Genomic DNA, 14,388 nt, shown 5'->3' with positions numbered 1-14,388 from the left:
CGCCGAAGCGGGCTTTCCTTCAGGAGCTGAGTCTGTGCGACTCAGGCAGCCTGGACTTCCTCGGCCTGCAGGCCCTTCTGGCCCTTGGTGACGATGAACGTGACGCGCTGACCTTCCTGCAGGGACTTGAAGCCCGTGCCCTGGATCGCGCGGAAATGCACGAACAGGTCATCACCGCTTTCCGGCGTGATGAAGCCAAAACCCTTGGCGTCGTTGAACCACTTGACTGTACCGCTCTGACGATCCGACATGTAACGTTACCTTTGAAGCATGGATGATTTGCGGCTCGGAGCGATTGCACTTGACCGCAAGATGGGCAAGTGAACCGGGTGCTCCGGACGGCTTGCCCGCGCAGCATACACTGGAAATCGCGATTTCGGTGGCTTTCCCGCACCGAAGTATTGCGATCGGCGCGAACCGTTCAGCCGGCCCGCCGGGCCGATCGGGGCAATCCTTTACAATATCCCGATGAAAATCGCCTCCTGGAACGTCAACTCGCTGAAGGTGCGCCTGCCGCATCTGGGCCAGTGGCTGGCCGACGCACAGCCGGACATCGTGGCGCTGCAGGAAACCAAGCTGGAGGACGCGAAGTTCCCGGTCGACGAGCTGGCCGCTGCCGGCTACCGGGCCGTGTATTCGGGCCAGAAGACCTACAACGGCGTGGCGATCCTGGCTCGTGAAGCGCCGGTCGACGTGATTACCGACATCCCCGGCCTGGACGACCCGCAGCGGCGCATCCTCGCCGCGACCATCGGCCCGCTGCGCGTGATCGACCTGTACGTGGTCAACGGCAAGGCGGTCGGCGACGAGAAATACGCCTACAAGCTGGACTGGATGGCCAGGGTGCGCGAGTTCCTGGCGCGCGAGCACGAGCGCCACCCGAACCTGGTGGTGCTGGGCGATTTCAACATCTGCCCCGACGATCGCGACGTCTACGACCCGGTGGCCTGGGGCGAGGACATCCTGTGCTCGCCGCCCGAGCGCGAGGCACTCAAGGCGATCACCGACCTGGGCCTGCACGACAGCTTCCGGCTGTTCGAGTCCGCGCCCGGGCACTACAGCTGGTGGGATTACCGGCAGGCGGCGTTTCGCCGCAACATGGGCCTGCGCATCGACCTGATCCTGATCGGCGACGCCCTGAAACCGGCCGCCAGGGCGGCGGGGATCGACCGGGAACCGCGGCGCTGGGAGCGCCCGTCCGACCATACCCCGGTAACGCTGGAACTGGACATCTGACCGAAATGACTGCAAAGAACGAATGGCCCAGCTCGCTGGACGACCACGAACTGGACGAACTGGACCGCTACCTGCGCGCGCATACCGGCGAGGGCGACCTGCTGCTCGATGGCGTGCACGGCCTGCTCTCGGCGCTGGCCGTCGGCCCGCTGCTGGTGCTGCCCGAGGAATGGCTGCGCGAGGTGCTGCACGAGCCGTTCGAGGACGAGGACGAAGGCAATCGCGTGCTGGCCCTGCTGGCCAAGCTCAACGATTCGATCAGCGCCGAGCTCGACGTGGATGCCTACGAGCCGATCCTGGGCGAAGTCGAATCCGAGGCCGGTCCGATGCTGTCGGCCGCCGGCTGGTGCGAGGGCTTCAGCCGCGGCATCGACCTGCGCGCCGCCCTGTGGGAAGGCCGCCTGGCTGAAGATCCCCAGCTGATGGAGCTGCTCGGCCCGGTGATGGCGCTGGCGGTGGACGAAGGCATCCTGCGTGCCGAGGCCGAGTTCGAAAAGCTCAGCGACGACGAATACGACGACTGCCTGGGCCAGGTGCCGGCGGTGCTGCAAGCCGTGAACCAGTACTGGCAGGCCAACCCCGCCACCGAGGCGGAAGTGGAAGCGATGGTGCGCCAGCACCAGCCAGCCAGCGATAGCGAGGCCGCACCGCCGCGCCAGCGCAGCGGTCACTGGGTGCATTGAGGGCCGGGATTCGGGAATCGGGATTCAGGATTCGGAGTAAACCCATCGCCCGCGAGCGGGCTCCTGCTGCAATTGGCGAGGTCATTCGTGACGGAACTCGGCTTGTACACCCCGCTCGACACGTTGAAACCGGTTGCCGCCGACATCTGGATCGTCGACGGCCCGGTGGTGGCGATGGCGGCGCTCGGCATGCGCATGCCGTTTCCCACCCGCATGACGGTGGTGCGGTTGCCCGACGGCGGGCTGTGGTGCCACTCGCCGATCGCGCCCGACGCGGCGCTGTTCGAGGCGATCGATGCGCTCGGGCCGGTGCGCCATCTGGTGTCGCCCAACCTGCTTCATTACGCCCATATCGCCGCGTGGAAGCAGCGCTACCCCCACGCCACGGCGTGGGCTTCGCCCGGGGTGCGCCAGCGTGCGGCCAGCCAGCGCATCGACGTGCATTTCGACGCCGATCTGGACGACGCGCCGCCCCCGGACTGGGCCGGCAGCATCAAGCAGATGTGCTTCCGCGGCAGCCGCGTGATGCAGGAATTCGTGTTCCTGCATGACGCCAGCGGTACGCTGATCCTCACCGACCTGATCGAGAATTTCGAACTCGACAGGCTGCACGGCCCGATGCGCTGGCTGGCACGGCTGGGTGGCGTCCTGGACCCCGACGGCAAGGCGCCATGGGACATGCGCCTGACCTATCTGGGTCGCAAACGCCAGGCACGCGCTTGTCTGGCGCGGATGCTGGCGTGGCAGCCGCGGCGCGTGGTGCTGGCGCACGGGCGCTGGTTTCCGGACAACGCCATGGCCGAGTTGCGCCGGGCCTTTCGTTGGCTCGACTGAGCCGGTGTCGCGCCAGCGAAACGATCCGTTCCGGTGACACCGCTTGGATCGGCGCACGAATCGGACCATCTTGGCGGGCATGTCTTACCAGCCGGAGAACCCCATGAGCGATCGCACCATCACCCGCCGCATCCGCGGCACCGACACCTCCGACGGCGCCGGCGTGAAGCTCAAGCGCATCATCGGCCAGCCCGGGCTGGACATGCTCGACCCGTTCCTGTTGCTGGACGAATTCCGCTCCGACAGCGCCGATGACTACATCGCCGGCTTCCCCGAACACCCGCATCGCGGCTTCGAGACGGTCACCTACATGCTCGCCGGCCACATGCGGCACGGCGACAACCATGGCAACCGCGGCGACCTCACGCCGGGCAGCGTGCAGTGGATGACCGCCGGCCGCGGCATCCTGCACTCGGAAATGCCGCAGCAGGAAAACGGCCTGATGTGGGGCTTCCAGCTGTGGGTGAATTTGCCGGCGAAGGACAAGATGACGGCGCCGCGCTACCAGGACATCGCCCCGGAGCGGATTCCGGTGGTGCATCCGGCCGACGGCGTCGAGGTCAAGGTGATCGCGGGCGAGCTGGCCGGCGCCACTGGACCGGTCGAAGGCATCGCCACCGCGCCGGTATATCTCGACGTCAGCCTGCAGCCCGGTGCGCGGTTCGCGCTGGCGTTGCCCGTCGGCCACCACGGTTTCGCCTACGTGTTCGAGGGCGAATCGGCGCTGGTCGGTGGCGAACGGCTGCAACGCAGCGAGCTGGGCGTGCTGTCCGATGGCGAACAATTGCAGCTGGCCGGCGGCGACAAACCCTCGCGCCTGCTGGTCGTCGCCGGCAAGCCGCTGAGCGAACCGGTGGCCCGCTACGGTCCGTTCGTGATGAACACCCAGGCGCAGATCCACGAGGCGATCACGGATTTCCGGGCGGGCCGGTTCTAATCAGATAAAGCGCTCCTTGCATTCGCCCCCTCTCCCAGAGGGAGCGAACGCAAGGAGCGCGTCACTCCATTAAAGCGGGCGCTCTCACCCCTTCACGCTCCCCAGCAACAACCCCTGCAGGTAATGCCGCTGCAGCGCCAGGAACAGCACCAGCACCGGCAGCACGGTGACCACCGAGCCGGCCATCATCAGTTCGGTGTCCTCGCTGTGTTCGCGCACCAGCGAGGCCAGCGCCAGTGGCAGGGTGTAGTGCTCCTGGCCGGTCAGCACGATCAGCGGCCACATGAAATCGTTCCAGGCGGCGAGGAAGGTGAACACGGTCAGCGTCACCATCACCGGCTTGAGCAGCGGCAGCATGATCTGCACGAAGATGCGCCACTCGCCGGCGCCGTCGATGCGCGCCGCTTCCAGCAACTCGTCCGGCACGCTGCGGGCGAACTCGCGCACCAGGTAGATGCCGAACAGCGTGGCCATGCCCGGCACGATCGCGCCGGCGTAGCTGTTGACCAGGCCGGCATATTTCAGCAGCAGGAACAGCGGCAGCATCGCCACTTGGGCGGGGATCAGCAGCGCGCCGATCAGCGCGCGGAACAGCCGCTCGCGCCCGGCGAAGCGCAGCTTGGCGAAGGCGTAGCCGGCCATCAGGTTGCACACCAGCGCCAGCGCGGCGATCGCGCCGGAGATCGCCAGGCTGTTGAGCAGGTAGCGGCCCATGCCGGCACGGGCGAACAGCGCACGGTAGTTGTCCAGCGTGGGTTGCGCGGGCAGCAGCGGCGGCGGCAGCGAGCTGGCGCTGCCGGCCGGCATCAGCGAGGCCGACAGCATCCACAGCAGCGGCAGCACGGCCACCGCGGCGCAGCCGAACAAGGCGCCGTTGACCAGCCACCGGGCGAGGCGCGGGTTCATGCCGCCGCCCCGCGTCGCGCCAGTCGCAACAGCAGCATGGTCACCGCCAGGATGATGCCGAACAAGGCGAAGGCGACGGCCGAGGCCACGCCGAAGTTCCACCACTTGAAGCCGTCGTCGTACATCAGGTAGAGCACGCTCGTGGTGCTTTGCAGCGGCCCGCCTTCGGTCATCACGTAGGGCTCGGCGAACAACTGGAAATAGCCGGCGACGGTCAGCACCATCACCAGCACCATGGTCGGCCGCAGCATCGGCAGGGTGATGTGGCGGAACTGCCGCCAGCGCGAGGCGCCATCGATGCGCGCCGCCTCGTACAGCTCCGGCGGGACCGCCTGCAGGCCGGCCAGCAGGATGATCATGTTGTAGCCGAAGTTCTTCCACACCGCGAAGGCGATGATCGTGGGCATCGCCCAGTGCGGGTCGCCCAGCCAGTCCACCGGGTTCAGTCCCAGCATCGCCAGCGCATGGTTCACCAGGCCGTACTTGGTGTTGAACAGGTAGCGCCAGATCACCGCCACCGCCACCACGGTGGTCACCACCGGGGCGAACAGCACGGTGCGATGGAACGCCTTCATCCGCGCCAGCGGCGAGTTGAGCAGCAGCGCGGTGCCCAGCGAGGCGCCGATCGACAGCGGCACGCCGACAACCACGAAGTAGAACGTGTTGCCCAGCGCGGTCCAGAACAGCGGCCGCTGCAGCAACTCCCCATAGTTGTGCAGGCCGACGAAGCGCAGGTTGCGCAGGTCGGCCAGCGCGTACAGGTCGTAATCGGTGAGGCTCAGGCCCAGCGCGCCCAGCACCGGCACGAAGAAGAACACGCCCAGCACCAGCAGCGCCGGGGTGAGGAACAGCCAGGCGGTGCGCCCGCGGCTCATCGCGCGCGCCCGGCGCGGTCGAGCATCCAGCGCCGCTTGGCCAGGATCGCGTCGGTGCGGCGGTCGATCTCGGCGGCGGCCTGGTCCACGGTGAGCTCGCCGTGGGCCGCGCGCGCGGCGACCAGCTGCATCTCGGTGACGATGCGCTCCCATTCCGGCACCGGCGGCGTCGGCTTGACCCGTTCCAGCTGCTCGTGGAATGCCTGTACCGCGGGATCGCCACGCAGCGCGTCGCCCCGCCACGCCGAACGGCGCGGCGGCATGTCGCCCAGCAACGCGTAGAACTGCTGCTGCACCTCGGGGCGCGACAGGTATTCGATCAGCAACCAGGCCTGCGCCTTGCGCGGCGAGTGGCGAAAGATCACCAGGCTGGAGCCGCTGGCGATGCCGGCACCGGGGCTGTGCGGACCAGGCAGCGGCGCGGTCGCCCATTCGTCCTGCCGGGACGCCGGGAGGCGTTGGCGGAACTCGCCGATGTTCCACGGCCCGGAGAAGTAGAACGCGTACACGCCGCGGCCGACCTCGGCCCATGGGTTGGGCACTTCGGTGTTGGCCAGCAGCGGCGCTTCGTGGCGCTTGAACCGCTCCACGTAGAACGCCAGCGCGCGCTTGAATCCGGCGCTTTCGAAATTGCCGTAGCGGCCGCCGTCGCGCAGCAGCGGTTCGTCCTGCTGCAGGGCCAGCGACAGCAGCTGCTCGAACTCGTTGGTCGGCAGCAGGATCGCGTAGTGATCGGGCGCGGCCTGCGCCTGCAGCGCGGCCAGCTGCCGCGACCAGGCAGCCCAGTCGCGCGGCGGCGCGTCGAAGCCGGCGGCGGCGAGCAGGTCCTTGCGGTAGAACAGCAGCCGCGTGTCGACATACCAGGGGATGCCGACCAGGGTGCCGTCGATGCGGTTGGTGGCCCAGATGCCGGGAAAGTAATCCGCCGGCTGCACCGCGCGCGAACGTTCGACGTACGGCTGCAGCGGTTCGAGCGCATCCAGCGCGCACATCTCGGCGAGCCAGGTGTTGCCCAACTGGGCCACGTCCGGCGTGGTGTCGCCGGCGATCGCGGTGAGCAGCTTCTGGTGCGCCGCCTTCCACGGCAGTTGCTGCACGTCGACGCGGATGTCCGGGTGTTCGCGCTCGAACGCCGGCATCAGCTGCGCCACCGCCTCGCTCTCGCGGCCCATCGCCCAGAAGGTCAGTGTGTGGCGATCATCGTGATCGCCCCGGCAGGCAGCGATGCCGACCAGCAACAGCGCCGGCGCCAGCAGTCGCCAGCGCCGCCGGCTCACGGTGTGGCCGCCGCCCGTGACAGCCAGCCGCCGCGGAAGCCGGCCTGCTGCAGGCCCTTGCGCACATACGGGTTGCGCTTCATCACTTTCCACACCAGGCCGCTGCGCCAGTTCTCCAGCATCAGCAGGATCGGGCCCTGGTCGATGCCCAGGTACTCGGTGTCGACCCAGCCGAAGCCGGGAATCACCAGGCCGGTGCGCAGCGGCGCGTCGGGATCGCGCAGGGTCAGGTTGAACGCGTCGCGGAAGCCGTACTTCGCGTAGATGTATTTGCCGTAGCGCTGTTTCATGTGCAGGAACTCCGGCACCACCAGGTCCGGCGCGAAGGCGATCGAGCCCAGCGCTGCCGTGGGCGCGATGGTACCGTCATCGACCACGTGGCGCAGGCCCACGCCGCGCGCGGAGTAGCCGAAGTAGCGCCGCTCGCGCCCGTCCGTGACGATGCCGAAGTGGCCCGGGCCGTTGCTGGCCGTCAGCCCCCACAGGTTCTCGCCGTAGCCGGTCCAGCCCGCGGGATTGGCGATCGCGTAGTTGCGTTGCGACAGCACCGCATGGCGGCCGTTTTCGAAATAATCCGAATCGTGCTGGCGCATGAAGTCGTCACGGATGCCGCGGAAGTCGATCCACGCGGCGCTGTACTGGTGGCCGAACAGTGGCCCGAAGGTCAGGAAGGTTTCGCCGTAGAGCGTGCCCCAGTAGCGCGGGTTGGTGCGCGTCCACGCGTGCCACGCCGCGGGCTGCAGCGGATGGGTGGGCGAGCCCAGCGCCAGGATGTAGAGCAGGTTCGCCTCGCTGTAGCCCTCCCAGTCGTGCGGGATGAACTTGCCGCCGGGGGTCCAGCCCATGCTGACCAGCGGCGGGCGTGCCTGCATCCACGGCCAGTCGACGCGCTTGTAGAGCATGTCGGCGAGCGCGCGAATCTCTTTTTCCTGCGGCGTGTCGCGGTCGTAGTACGACTGCGCGAACAGCACGCCACCAAGCAGCAAGGTGGTGTCGATGCTGGACAGCTCGACGCCGCGACCGTGGCGCAAGCCGGTCTGCATGTCGAGGAAGTGGTAGTAGAAGCCGCGGTAGCCGGTGGCGTCATCCTCGCTGGCGTTCTGCGGCGAGTCGGCGAAGAAGCGCAAGGTCACCAGGGTTCGCTTGACCGCCTGGTCGCGGTTGATCCAGCCCCGTTCGGCGCCGATGCCGTAGGCCGTCAGGCCGAAACCCACCGCCGCGATGCTGGAGAACGACTGCCCCGGCCAGTGGTCCGGTGCCAGCCCGTTGACCGGATTGGTGGTGTCCCAGAAGAACTGGAAGGTGCGGTGTTCCAGCTCGTCCAGTTGCGCCTGCTGGTCGGCAGGGAGGGCGGTGAAGGCCAGCGGCGCGTGGCGCGTGGCCTCGGTGGTGATGTCCTGCGCTGCGGCTGGTGCCCATGCACCCAGGCCGGTGAGCGCGAATGCCAGCAGCAATGGGGCGAGGAAGGAGCGGAAGCGCAGAAGACTCATCGAGCGGAATATCCGTGGCGACGAATGAAGGATGTGGTTCTTGTGTTGATGGTGCAAACCCGGGTCACGCAGCTCCAGCGGTGCAGTAGCGATCGATGAAGGCCTGCTGCATCGGCATCGAATCGACGCAGCTGGCGACAACCTGGCCGACACCGGCAATGAACTTGCGCAGGTCCCGCTCGGGCATCTGGTCAACCAGGGGGTGATAGCCCCGCGGGATGATGCCTTGGCCGATCATCACCTGTACCCAGCTGACCAGAGCAAACATTTCCTCGGCATTGCGGAAGAAGCGGCCGCTGTCGCGAAACAGGGCGATGTTCTCGCGCAGTTGATCCGGAATCGACATCGTGCGGCACTGGCGCCAGAACGGCGTGTCGTCCCGCCGGGTGGCGTGGTAGTGCAGAATGAGAAAGTCACGGATGCGCTCGTACTCGAAAACGGCTTGCGCGTTGTAGCGATTGATCACCACCTCGCTGAAATCGCGCTGCGGAAAAAGATTGAGCAGGCGCGCGATACCGGACTGGATCATGTAGATGCTGGTCGATTCCAGCGGTTCCAGGAACCCGCTGGACAGTCCCAGCGCCACCACGTTCCTGTTCCAGAACTTCTTGCGCACGCCGGTGGTAAAGCGCAACGGGCGCGGCTCGCCGACCGCAGGTGCGTCGAGATGGGCGAGCAAGGTTGCCGCTGCTTCGTCGTCGCTGACATGGCCGCTTGAATACACGTAACCGTTGCCGGTGCGATGCTGCAACGGAATCCGCCACTGCCAGCCGGCATCGCGCGCGGTGGAGCGCGTGTAGGACGTGGGCGGTCCCACCTTCTCGCAAGCCACCGCAACTGCACGGTCGCACGGCAGCCAGTGCGTGAAGTCCAGATAACCCGTATGCAGCGCCTGCTCGATCAGCAGGCCACGAAAGCCGGAGCAGTCGATGAACAGTTCGCCATCGATCCGCTCGCCGCTTTCCAGGACGACGGCCTCGACAAAGCCGTCATGCGCACGCAGCAGGGTCTGGGAGATCTTGCCCTCGGTACGACGCACGCCGCGCCGCTCGGCGTAGCCCCGCAGGTACCTGGCGTAGCGGCCAGCATCAAAGTGGTAGGCATAGGCGATGTCCGCCAGCGGCGAGCCGGCCGGTACATCGGTGGCCGAAGGCATGAACTTGCCAAGCGGCGCGGCCACCGTGTTCAGCGAGTAGGCGCCGATGTCCTCGGCGATACCCAGCTGATTCGCCTTGATCCAGAACTGATGAAACGGCAGCAGGCTGACATCGTGGCCGATCGTGCCGAAGCCGTGGATATACGTGTCGCCGATGCGGCCCCAGTCGTTGAACTGGATGCCGAGCTTGAACGTGCCCTGCACCTGCCTGATGAACTCGATCTCGTCGATTTCCAGGAGATTGTTGAAGAGCTTCAGGTGCGGCACCGTCGCCTCGCCGACGCCGACCGTACCGATTTCTTCCGATTCGATCAGCCGGATTGCATAGTCCGGCCCGAGTACCTTCGCAAACGCCGCTGCAGCCATCCAGCCCGCGGTGCCACCGCCGACAATCACGATATTGCGGATGCGTGGATCAGTCATGGAAAACCCGCTCGTGCAAGGGAGTGCTTCGGCGTGAAGAACAAAGCCCGCGAAACGCGGGCTTTGCATGAGACCGCTCCGGTGCCGTCCACCGGCTCGAAGCTCCGCCCTAGAAGCTGATGCCGGCCGTGGCCCTCAGGGTGCGCGTGTAACCGGTGATGTCGCCGGTGGGGTTGTAGAACACCTGCGGGTTGTAGACGCCGCCGCTGCCGTAGTTCGTCATGTAGCCCACGGTATTCCTGAAGTTGAACACGTTGATCAGGTCGATGCGCACATAGCCACTGACGTTGTCGTAGATCTTGAAGTTCTTCGTGGCCTGCAGGTCGAGGTCGCGATAGCCGAAGACCTTGCCGCCGATCAGGAAGCGGCCGTTGCCCGGTGGCGCGATGGCGACGACGCGACCGCCGGCGCCGTTGGTCACGCCGTTGTCCTGGTTCGTCGCCGGCGCACCATAAAAGGCCATGCCGACGTTGGGAACGGGTGTGGACAGGGTCAGCTTGCCGCCAAACACGAAGCCCCAGGGGCCATCGATGTTGCCGGTCACCACGAGCCGGTTCTTGGCCACGGCACCGCCGACAAACGGGTAATGGCCGACGGTCTCGAAGTCGAACGCGTACTGGTCGGTCGGGTCGTTGTTGTTGTGGTTCTGACTCGAATGGGTGTGGGTGTAGGCAATCGTCAGGCCCCAGTGCGATTCCTTGGTATAGGGCTTTTCCGCGGACAGCAGGACCTGGGTGGTGCGGGTTTCCAGGCCGTTGTTGCCGATGATGAAACTGCCGAAGCCGGGGATGCCGTTGCCCCACGGCTGACTGCCGTTCTGCCAGAAACTGCCGTCGGGATAGCGGTTGCCCAGCGTGTAGACCAGGCCGTCGTGGCTGCGGATGTTGGCGATCGCGGCGCTGGTGTTCCATTCGCCGATCGTGTTGCGCATGCCCAGGCTGATCTGGTCGGAGTAGGGCGTCTTGAGGTGGTTGTTGACCGCGTCCACCTCCTTGCCGGTGTTGGTTCCGGCCACCAGCGCCTGCAGGGTCGCGATGTCCATGTATGACGGATCAAAGGCGTAGCAGGTACCGACCCCTACCGTGCACGGATGGAGCGGGGTGTTGAACTGGATCGTCGGCTGCGACAGCACCGACTTGGTCTGCTCGACCTGGATCGCCTCGTACAGGTTGCGATCGTAGGAACGGCCGATGCCGCCGAAAATGACATGCGCTTCGTCCCCGTTGAGGTCGTAGGAGAAACCGAGACGGGGCTGGAAGTTGTTCTTCGGCGCCTTTCGATTGTTCCCGGTGCTGATGTAGTCGTTGATGTCCACGCCGCCCAGGGCCAGTGTCTGCGCGTAGGTCTGACCGGCGGGCGCACCAGTGTGGGGATCGGGGCTGTTGAGGGCGGCGACCACGTTGGCTGGCGTGACGTAGTTGAGATAGGAAGGCGTTTCCTCGTAATCCCAGCGCACGCCCAGGTTCAGGGTCAGCTTGTCGTTGACGGCCCAGTCATCCTGGATATAGGCGCCGAACTGCTTGTCGCGACTGGTCGCCACCGGACTTTGCCCCGGCGTGGGTGAGCCGAACTGCACTTCGTAGGGGGTCGCCTCGGTGCCGGCGTCGGGCGTGACGGCGTAGCTGAACAAGGCATTCGTATCGCCGGCGTCCTGCGCCGTGAGTTTCACTTCCTTGTACTTCACCCCCATCTTGATGACGTGGTCGCCGTGCCACTCGAAATCATTGAAGGTCAGGTCGTCCTGCAGCGCCGGCCCTTTCTGGCCCTTGTTCTGCTGGGCCAGCGGGGAGTTGCCGGTCTGCAGGATCGTCTGGTTCTGGTTGATGTCCTGCGTGTACCGCGCACCGGCGCCGTGCATGGCGGGCGTGGGTGAGAAGAACGCGTCCTCGTACGTCACCTGCAAGCGGTTGAACCAGCTGTAGGCGCTGTGATCCCAGCGCAGGTCATAGCGTTTGTCGGTGTTGTTCGTGTTGATGGCCGCCGACGGCGTGGTGACGCCGCCGATGCCGGACACCTGGGTTTCGTCGCGATACTTGCCGCTGAGCTCGAAGCGATCGCGGTCGGTGGGCTCGTAGTCGATCTTGCCGAACCAGTCGTTTTCCTTGAACGGCAGGCTGGCCGGGCCGATCTGCGCGCTGGCGCTGGCGGGCAGCTGGCTTTCGTAGCCGCCGCCGATCAGGCCCGGAACCACCGTGGTCGGCGTGTCGAATTCCTTGCCCTCGTAGGCAATGAAGAAGTGCGCCTTGTCCTGGATGATCGGGCCGCCCAGGTCGAAGCCGTAGTCCTTTTCGTGCGAATCGGTCTTCTTGTGGTTGGCTATTTCGGAAGGCGTCTTCGCGCGCATGGCGGTGTTGGTGAAGTCGCCGAAGACGTCGCCGTGGAAGGTGTTGGTGCCGGACTTGCTTTGCGCCACCACGGCGGCGCTCGAGACCTGGTCGAACTCGGCCTTGTAGTTCGAGGTGATGACCTTGTATTCGCCGATGGCCAGCTGCGGGAACGGGTTGCCCTGGCTGCCGGTCTGGCCGGTGACGCCGCCCTGCAACACGTAGTTCTTCTGGCCCACGCCGTCGATGTACACGTTGATCGCGCTGGTGGCCTGGGCGCCGGAACGCAGGCTGGTGTTGCCGTTCGCATCGCGCGTGAAGACCATGCCCGGCACGGCGTCGGCGAATTGCAGGAAGTTGCGCGAGGATTGGGGCGTGGCGTCGATCTGGCGCAGCGACACGGTGTTGCCGACCTCGGAAGTCTTCACTTCCTGCAAGGCCGTTGCAGTTACCGTGACGGCGCCGAGATTGGTCGCGTTGGCTGCGGCGGGTGCGCTGGTGCTGGTCGCGGCCGCGGCCGTCAGATTCAGGGTCGCGGTGGACGCCACGCTGAGCGTGACGGTCTGTGTCGTGCCCGGGCCGGCATCGACCGTATACGTGCCGGGTGGCAGGCCGACCAGCGCATAACTGCCTTCGCCGTTGGCCTTGGTCACGCGGGTCGAGCCCGTGGCGATATTCCTGGCGGTCACCAGGGCGTTCGGAGGCGCATGGCCGCGCAGGTTCGCGTCGGAACTCGCGGCCATCACGAACGATGGTGCGACGGCCAGAGACATGATCGACGCGCCGATCAATCCGGCCAGCAGGTTCTTCTTGAATTGCGTTGAGGTTTTCATCGCTCCCCTCCCCGGGCAGCTTGCTGAGACGTTCAGGAGTTCTTTTCTGGTTTGTTTCCGCCGCAGGTGTCGCGAACCACGATTTCAAAACCGAGCGTGTCGGCGGAAGGTGTTTCCTGCCCGGGGTGTTCGACGACGTCGGCCAGGCGCTCCAGCGCGAGACGGCCGAAGTCGGCAATGCGCACGCGCACCGTGGTCAGGGCCGGTGTCACGTAGCGGGTGATCGGGATATCGTCGAAGCCGGCCAGCGCGATGTCCTCCGGCACCTGCACGCCGGCGTCCTTGAACGCCGCCAGGCAGCCCACCGCCATCATGTCGTTGGCGGCGAACACGGCCGCCGGCCGCTTCGTCCGCGCCAGCAGCTGCTGGCCGGCGCGATAGCCCGATTCCTCGGTGAAGTCGCCATCCACCACGGTCAATGCCGCGCGCGGGGCGTATCTGGCCATCGCCTCGCGATAGCCGCGCTCGCGTTCGCTGGCGTCGAAGTTGCCGGGCGGCCCGGCGATCAGCGCCACGCTGCGATGGCCGGCCTGCAGCAGGTGCCGCACCATCGCCACCGCGCCGCCGTGGTTGTCGATGTTGATCACGTGGAACGCCGGCCCGCTCACCGCGCTGTTGAGCAGCACCACCGGCAGCGCCTTGGGCAGGTTGGCGCGCAGGAACGCCGTGTCGACCCGTTCGGACAGGATCAGCAGGCCGTCGACGCGACCCTGCATCGAGCGCACCGCCGCCGCCGCTTCGGTCGCGCCACCGTGCGAGCTGGATACCAGCAGGTGCAGGCCGCGCGCACGCGCCGCCAGGTCGATGCCGCGGATCAACTCGGAAAAGAACTCGCCGTACAGGTCGGGCAGCAGGGCGCCGACAGTGTGCGTGCGACGGGTGATCAGCATGCGCGCCGCTGCATGCGGGATGTACTGCAGGCGCTCGGCGGCGGCGTGGATGCGCGCGCTGGTGGCCGCGGTGACGCCGCCGCCGCCATTGAGCGCGCGCGACACTGAAGCCACCGACACCCGGGCCTCGCGCGCCACGTCTTTGATGGTTGCTGCCGCCATGGGAATGTTTCCGCCGGGTTCGCCAACCCTTGGGTGGCGCCAACGTAAACGTTTTCATGCGGACTTGTAAAGGGCTTGTTGCGGCGACCTGTGCTGCATCGCAGCAGCGCGCAGGCGGCAGCCCGGCGGGAAATCCCGGCGAAACGCCAGAGCGGCCCGCTTGCCGATCCAGGCACTCCCTTGCTGCGCCACGGCAACGGTATGCGGCGCCGACGGGCCGGCGTGGCCGATGGGCCGCCCCCTCGAACGTGACGGACGCCACGCCCCCGCGCCTTGACTGCGGATACCCCGTGTTTTGGCAAGTTCGATGCTTGATTCCCGGGGAAGGAGGAAAAGCGGGCCGCGCGCGACCGAACCGGAGT

12 protein-coding genes are annotated in these 14,388 nt (G+C 66.5%); 4 read left to right on the top strand and 8 right to left on the bottom strand.

The features are described 5' to 3' along the window. Positions 1-41: 41 nt before the first annotated feature. Complete coding sequence (locus ACVCL3_RS11055) at positions 42-251, bottom strand: cold-shock protein (RefSeq protein ID WP_008438719.1); 210 nt, start codon at positions 249-251, stop codon at positions 42-44. Between the two features lie 217 nt (positions 252-468). Here ACVCL3_RS11055 and xth point away from each other — a divergent pair, with 217 nt between their 5' ends. From xth to ACVCL3_RS11035, 4 genes are all read left to right on the top strand, one after another. Further along, positions 469-1,236, top strand: a complete 768-nt coding sequence (gene xth / locus ACVCL3_RS11050) for an exodeoxyribonuclease III (protein ID WP_447101306.1) — start codon at positions 469-471, stop codon at positions 1,234-1,236. Positions 1,237-1,241: 5 nt separating this feature from the next. Then, entirely contained in the window at positions 1,242-1,919 is a 678-nt protein-coding gene (locus ACVCL3_RS11045) for a YecA/YgfB family protein (RefSeq protein WP_395120790.1), read from the top strand. An 87-nt stretch (positions 1,920-2,006) separates the two neighbouring features. After that, positions 2,007-2,753, top strand: a complete 747-nt coding sequence (locus ACVCL3_RS11040) for a DUF4336 domain-containing protein (protein WP_447097677.1) — start codon at positions 2,007-2,009, stop codon at positions 2,751-2,753. Positions 2,754-2,856: 103 nt separating this feature from the next. Then, positions 2,857-3,690: a pirin family protein gene (locus ACVCL3_RS11035; RefSeq protein WP_447101305.1), complete on the top strand. Its 834-nt coding sequence runs from the start codon at positions 2,857-2,859 to the stop codon at positions 3,688-3,690. A gap of 84 nt (positions 3,691-3,774) precedes the next feature. Here the strand turns inward: ACVCL3_RS11035 and ACVCL3_RS11030 are convergent, their stop codons facing one another. The 7 genes from ACVCL3_RS11030 to ACVCL3_RS11000 form a co-directional block, all read right to left on the bottom strand. Next, positions 3,775-4,596, bottom strand: coding sequence for a carbohydrate ABC transporter permease (locus ACVCL3_RS11030; protein WP_395120795.1), 822 nt, complete (start codon positions 4,594-4,596; stop codon positions 3,775-3,777). Beyond that, positions 4,593-5,471 (bottom strand): carbohydrate ABC transporter permease, encoded by an 879-nt coding sequence (locus tag ACVCL3_RS11025; protein WP_447101304.1) that lies wholly within the window; start codon positions 5,469-5,471, stop codon positions 4,593-4,595. The genes ACVCL3_RS11030 and ACVCL3_RS11025 overlap by 4 nt, the downstream gene beginning before the upstream one ends. Beyond that, the gene (locus ACVCL3_RS11020) at positions 5,468-6,748 is read right to left on the bottom strand and encodes a sugar ABC transporter substrate-binding protein (protein WP_447101303.1); all 1,281 of its coding nucleotides are present in this window, start codon (positions 6,746-6,748) and stop codon (positions 5,468-5,470) included. The genes ACVCL3_RS11025 and ACVCL3_RS11020 overlap by 4 nt, the downstream gene beginning before the upstream one ends. Then, positions 6,745-8,238 (bottom strand): glucoamylase family protein, encoded by a 1,494-nt coding sequence (locus ACVCL3_RS11015; protein WP_447101302.1) that lies wholly within the window; start codon positions 8,236-8,238, stop codon positions 6,745-6,747. Before ACVCL3_RS11015 ends, ACVCL3_RS11020 begins: the two co-directional genes overlap by 4 nt. A 64-nt stretch (positions 8,239-8,302) precedes the next feature. Then, positions 8,303-9,817, bottom strand: a complete 1,515-nt coding sequence (locus ACVCL3_RS11010; RefSeq protein ID WP_447099502.1) for a tryptophan halogenase family protein — start codon at positions 9,815-9,817, stop codon at positions 8,303-8,305. Positions 9,818-9,926: 109 nt separating this feature from the next. Continuing rightward, entirely contained in the window at positions 9,927-12,974 is a 3,048-nt protein-coding gene (locus ACVCL3_RS11005) for a TonB-dependent receptor (protein ID WP_447101301.1), read from the bottom strand. 32 nt (positions 12,975-13,006) lie between these two features. Further along, complete coding sequence (locus tag ACVCL3_RS11000) at positions 13,007-14,026, bottom strand: LacI family DNA-binding transcriptional regulator (RefSeq protein WP_447101300.1); 1,020 nt, start codon at positions 14,024-14,026, stop codon at positions 13,007-13,009. Positions 14,027-14,388 lie beyond the last annotated feature (362 nt).

Source organism: Rhodanobacter sp. UC4437_H4 (genome assembly GCF_052978425.1).
This window is presented reverse-complemented; position numbering and strand designations above follow the sequence as displayed.

What these genes read in the sequence shown, in the direction of transcription:
- ACVCL3_RS11055 (WP_008438719.1), bottom strand. Translation starts at nt 251, where the DNA reads ATGTCGGATCGTCAGAGCGGTACAGTCAAGTGGTTCAACGACGCCAAG.
- xth (WP_447101306.1), top strand. Translation starts at nt 469, where the DNA reads ATGAAAATCGCCTCCTGGAACGTCAACTCGCTGAAGGTGCGCCTGCCG.
- ACVCL3_RS11045 (WP_395120790.1), top strand. Translation starts at nt 1,242, where the DNA reads ATGACTGCAAAGAACGAATGGCCCAGCTCGCTGGACGACCACGAACTG.
- ACVCL3_RS11035 (WP_447101305.1), top strand. Translation starts at nt 2,857, where the DNA reads ATGAGCGATCGCACCATCACCCGCCGCATCCGCGGCACCGACACCTCC.
- ACVCL3_RS11030 (WP_395120795.1), bottom strand. Translation starts at nt 4,596, where the DNA reads ATGAACCCGCGCCTCGCCCGGTGGCTGGTCAACGGCGCCTTGTTCGGC.
- ACVCL3_RS11025 (WP_447101304.1), bottom strand. Translation starts at nt 5,471, where the DNA reads ATGAGCCGCGGGCGCACCGCCTGGCTGTTCCTCACCCCGGCGCTGCTG.
- ACVCL3_RS11015 (WP_447101302.1), bottom strand. Translation starts at nt 8,238, where the DNA reads ATGAGTCTTCTGCGCTTCCGCTCCTTCCTCGCCCCATTGCTGCTGGCA.
- ACVCL3_RS11010 (WP_447099502.1), bottom strand. Translation starts at nt 9,817, where the DNA reads ATGACTGATCCACGCATCCGCAATATCGTGATTGTCGGCGGTGGCACC.
- ACVCL3_RS11005 (WP_447101301.1), bottom strand. Translation starts at nt 12,974, where the DNA reads ATGAAAACCTCAACGCAATTCAAGAAGAACCTGCTGGCCGGATTGATC.
- ACVCL3_RS11000 (WP_447101300.1), bottom strand. Translation starts at nt 14,026, where the DNA reads ATGGCGGCAGCAACCATCAAAGACGTGGCGCGCGAGGCCCGGGTGTCG.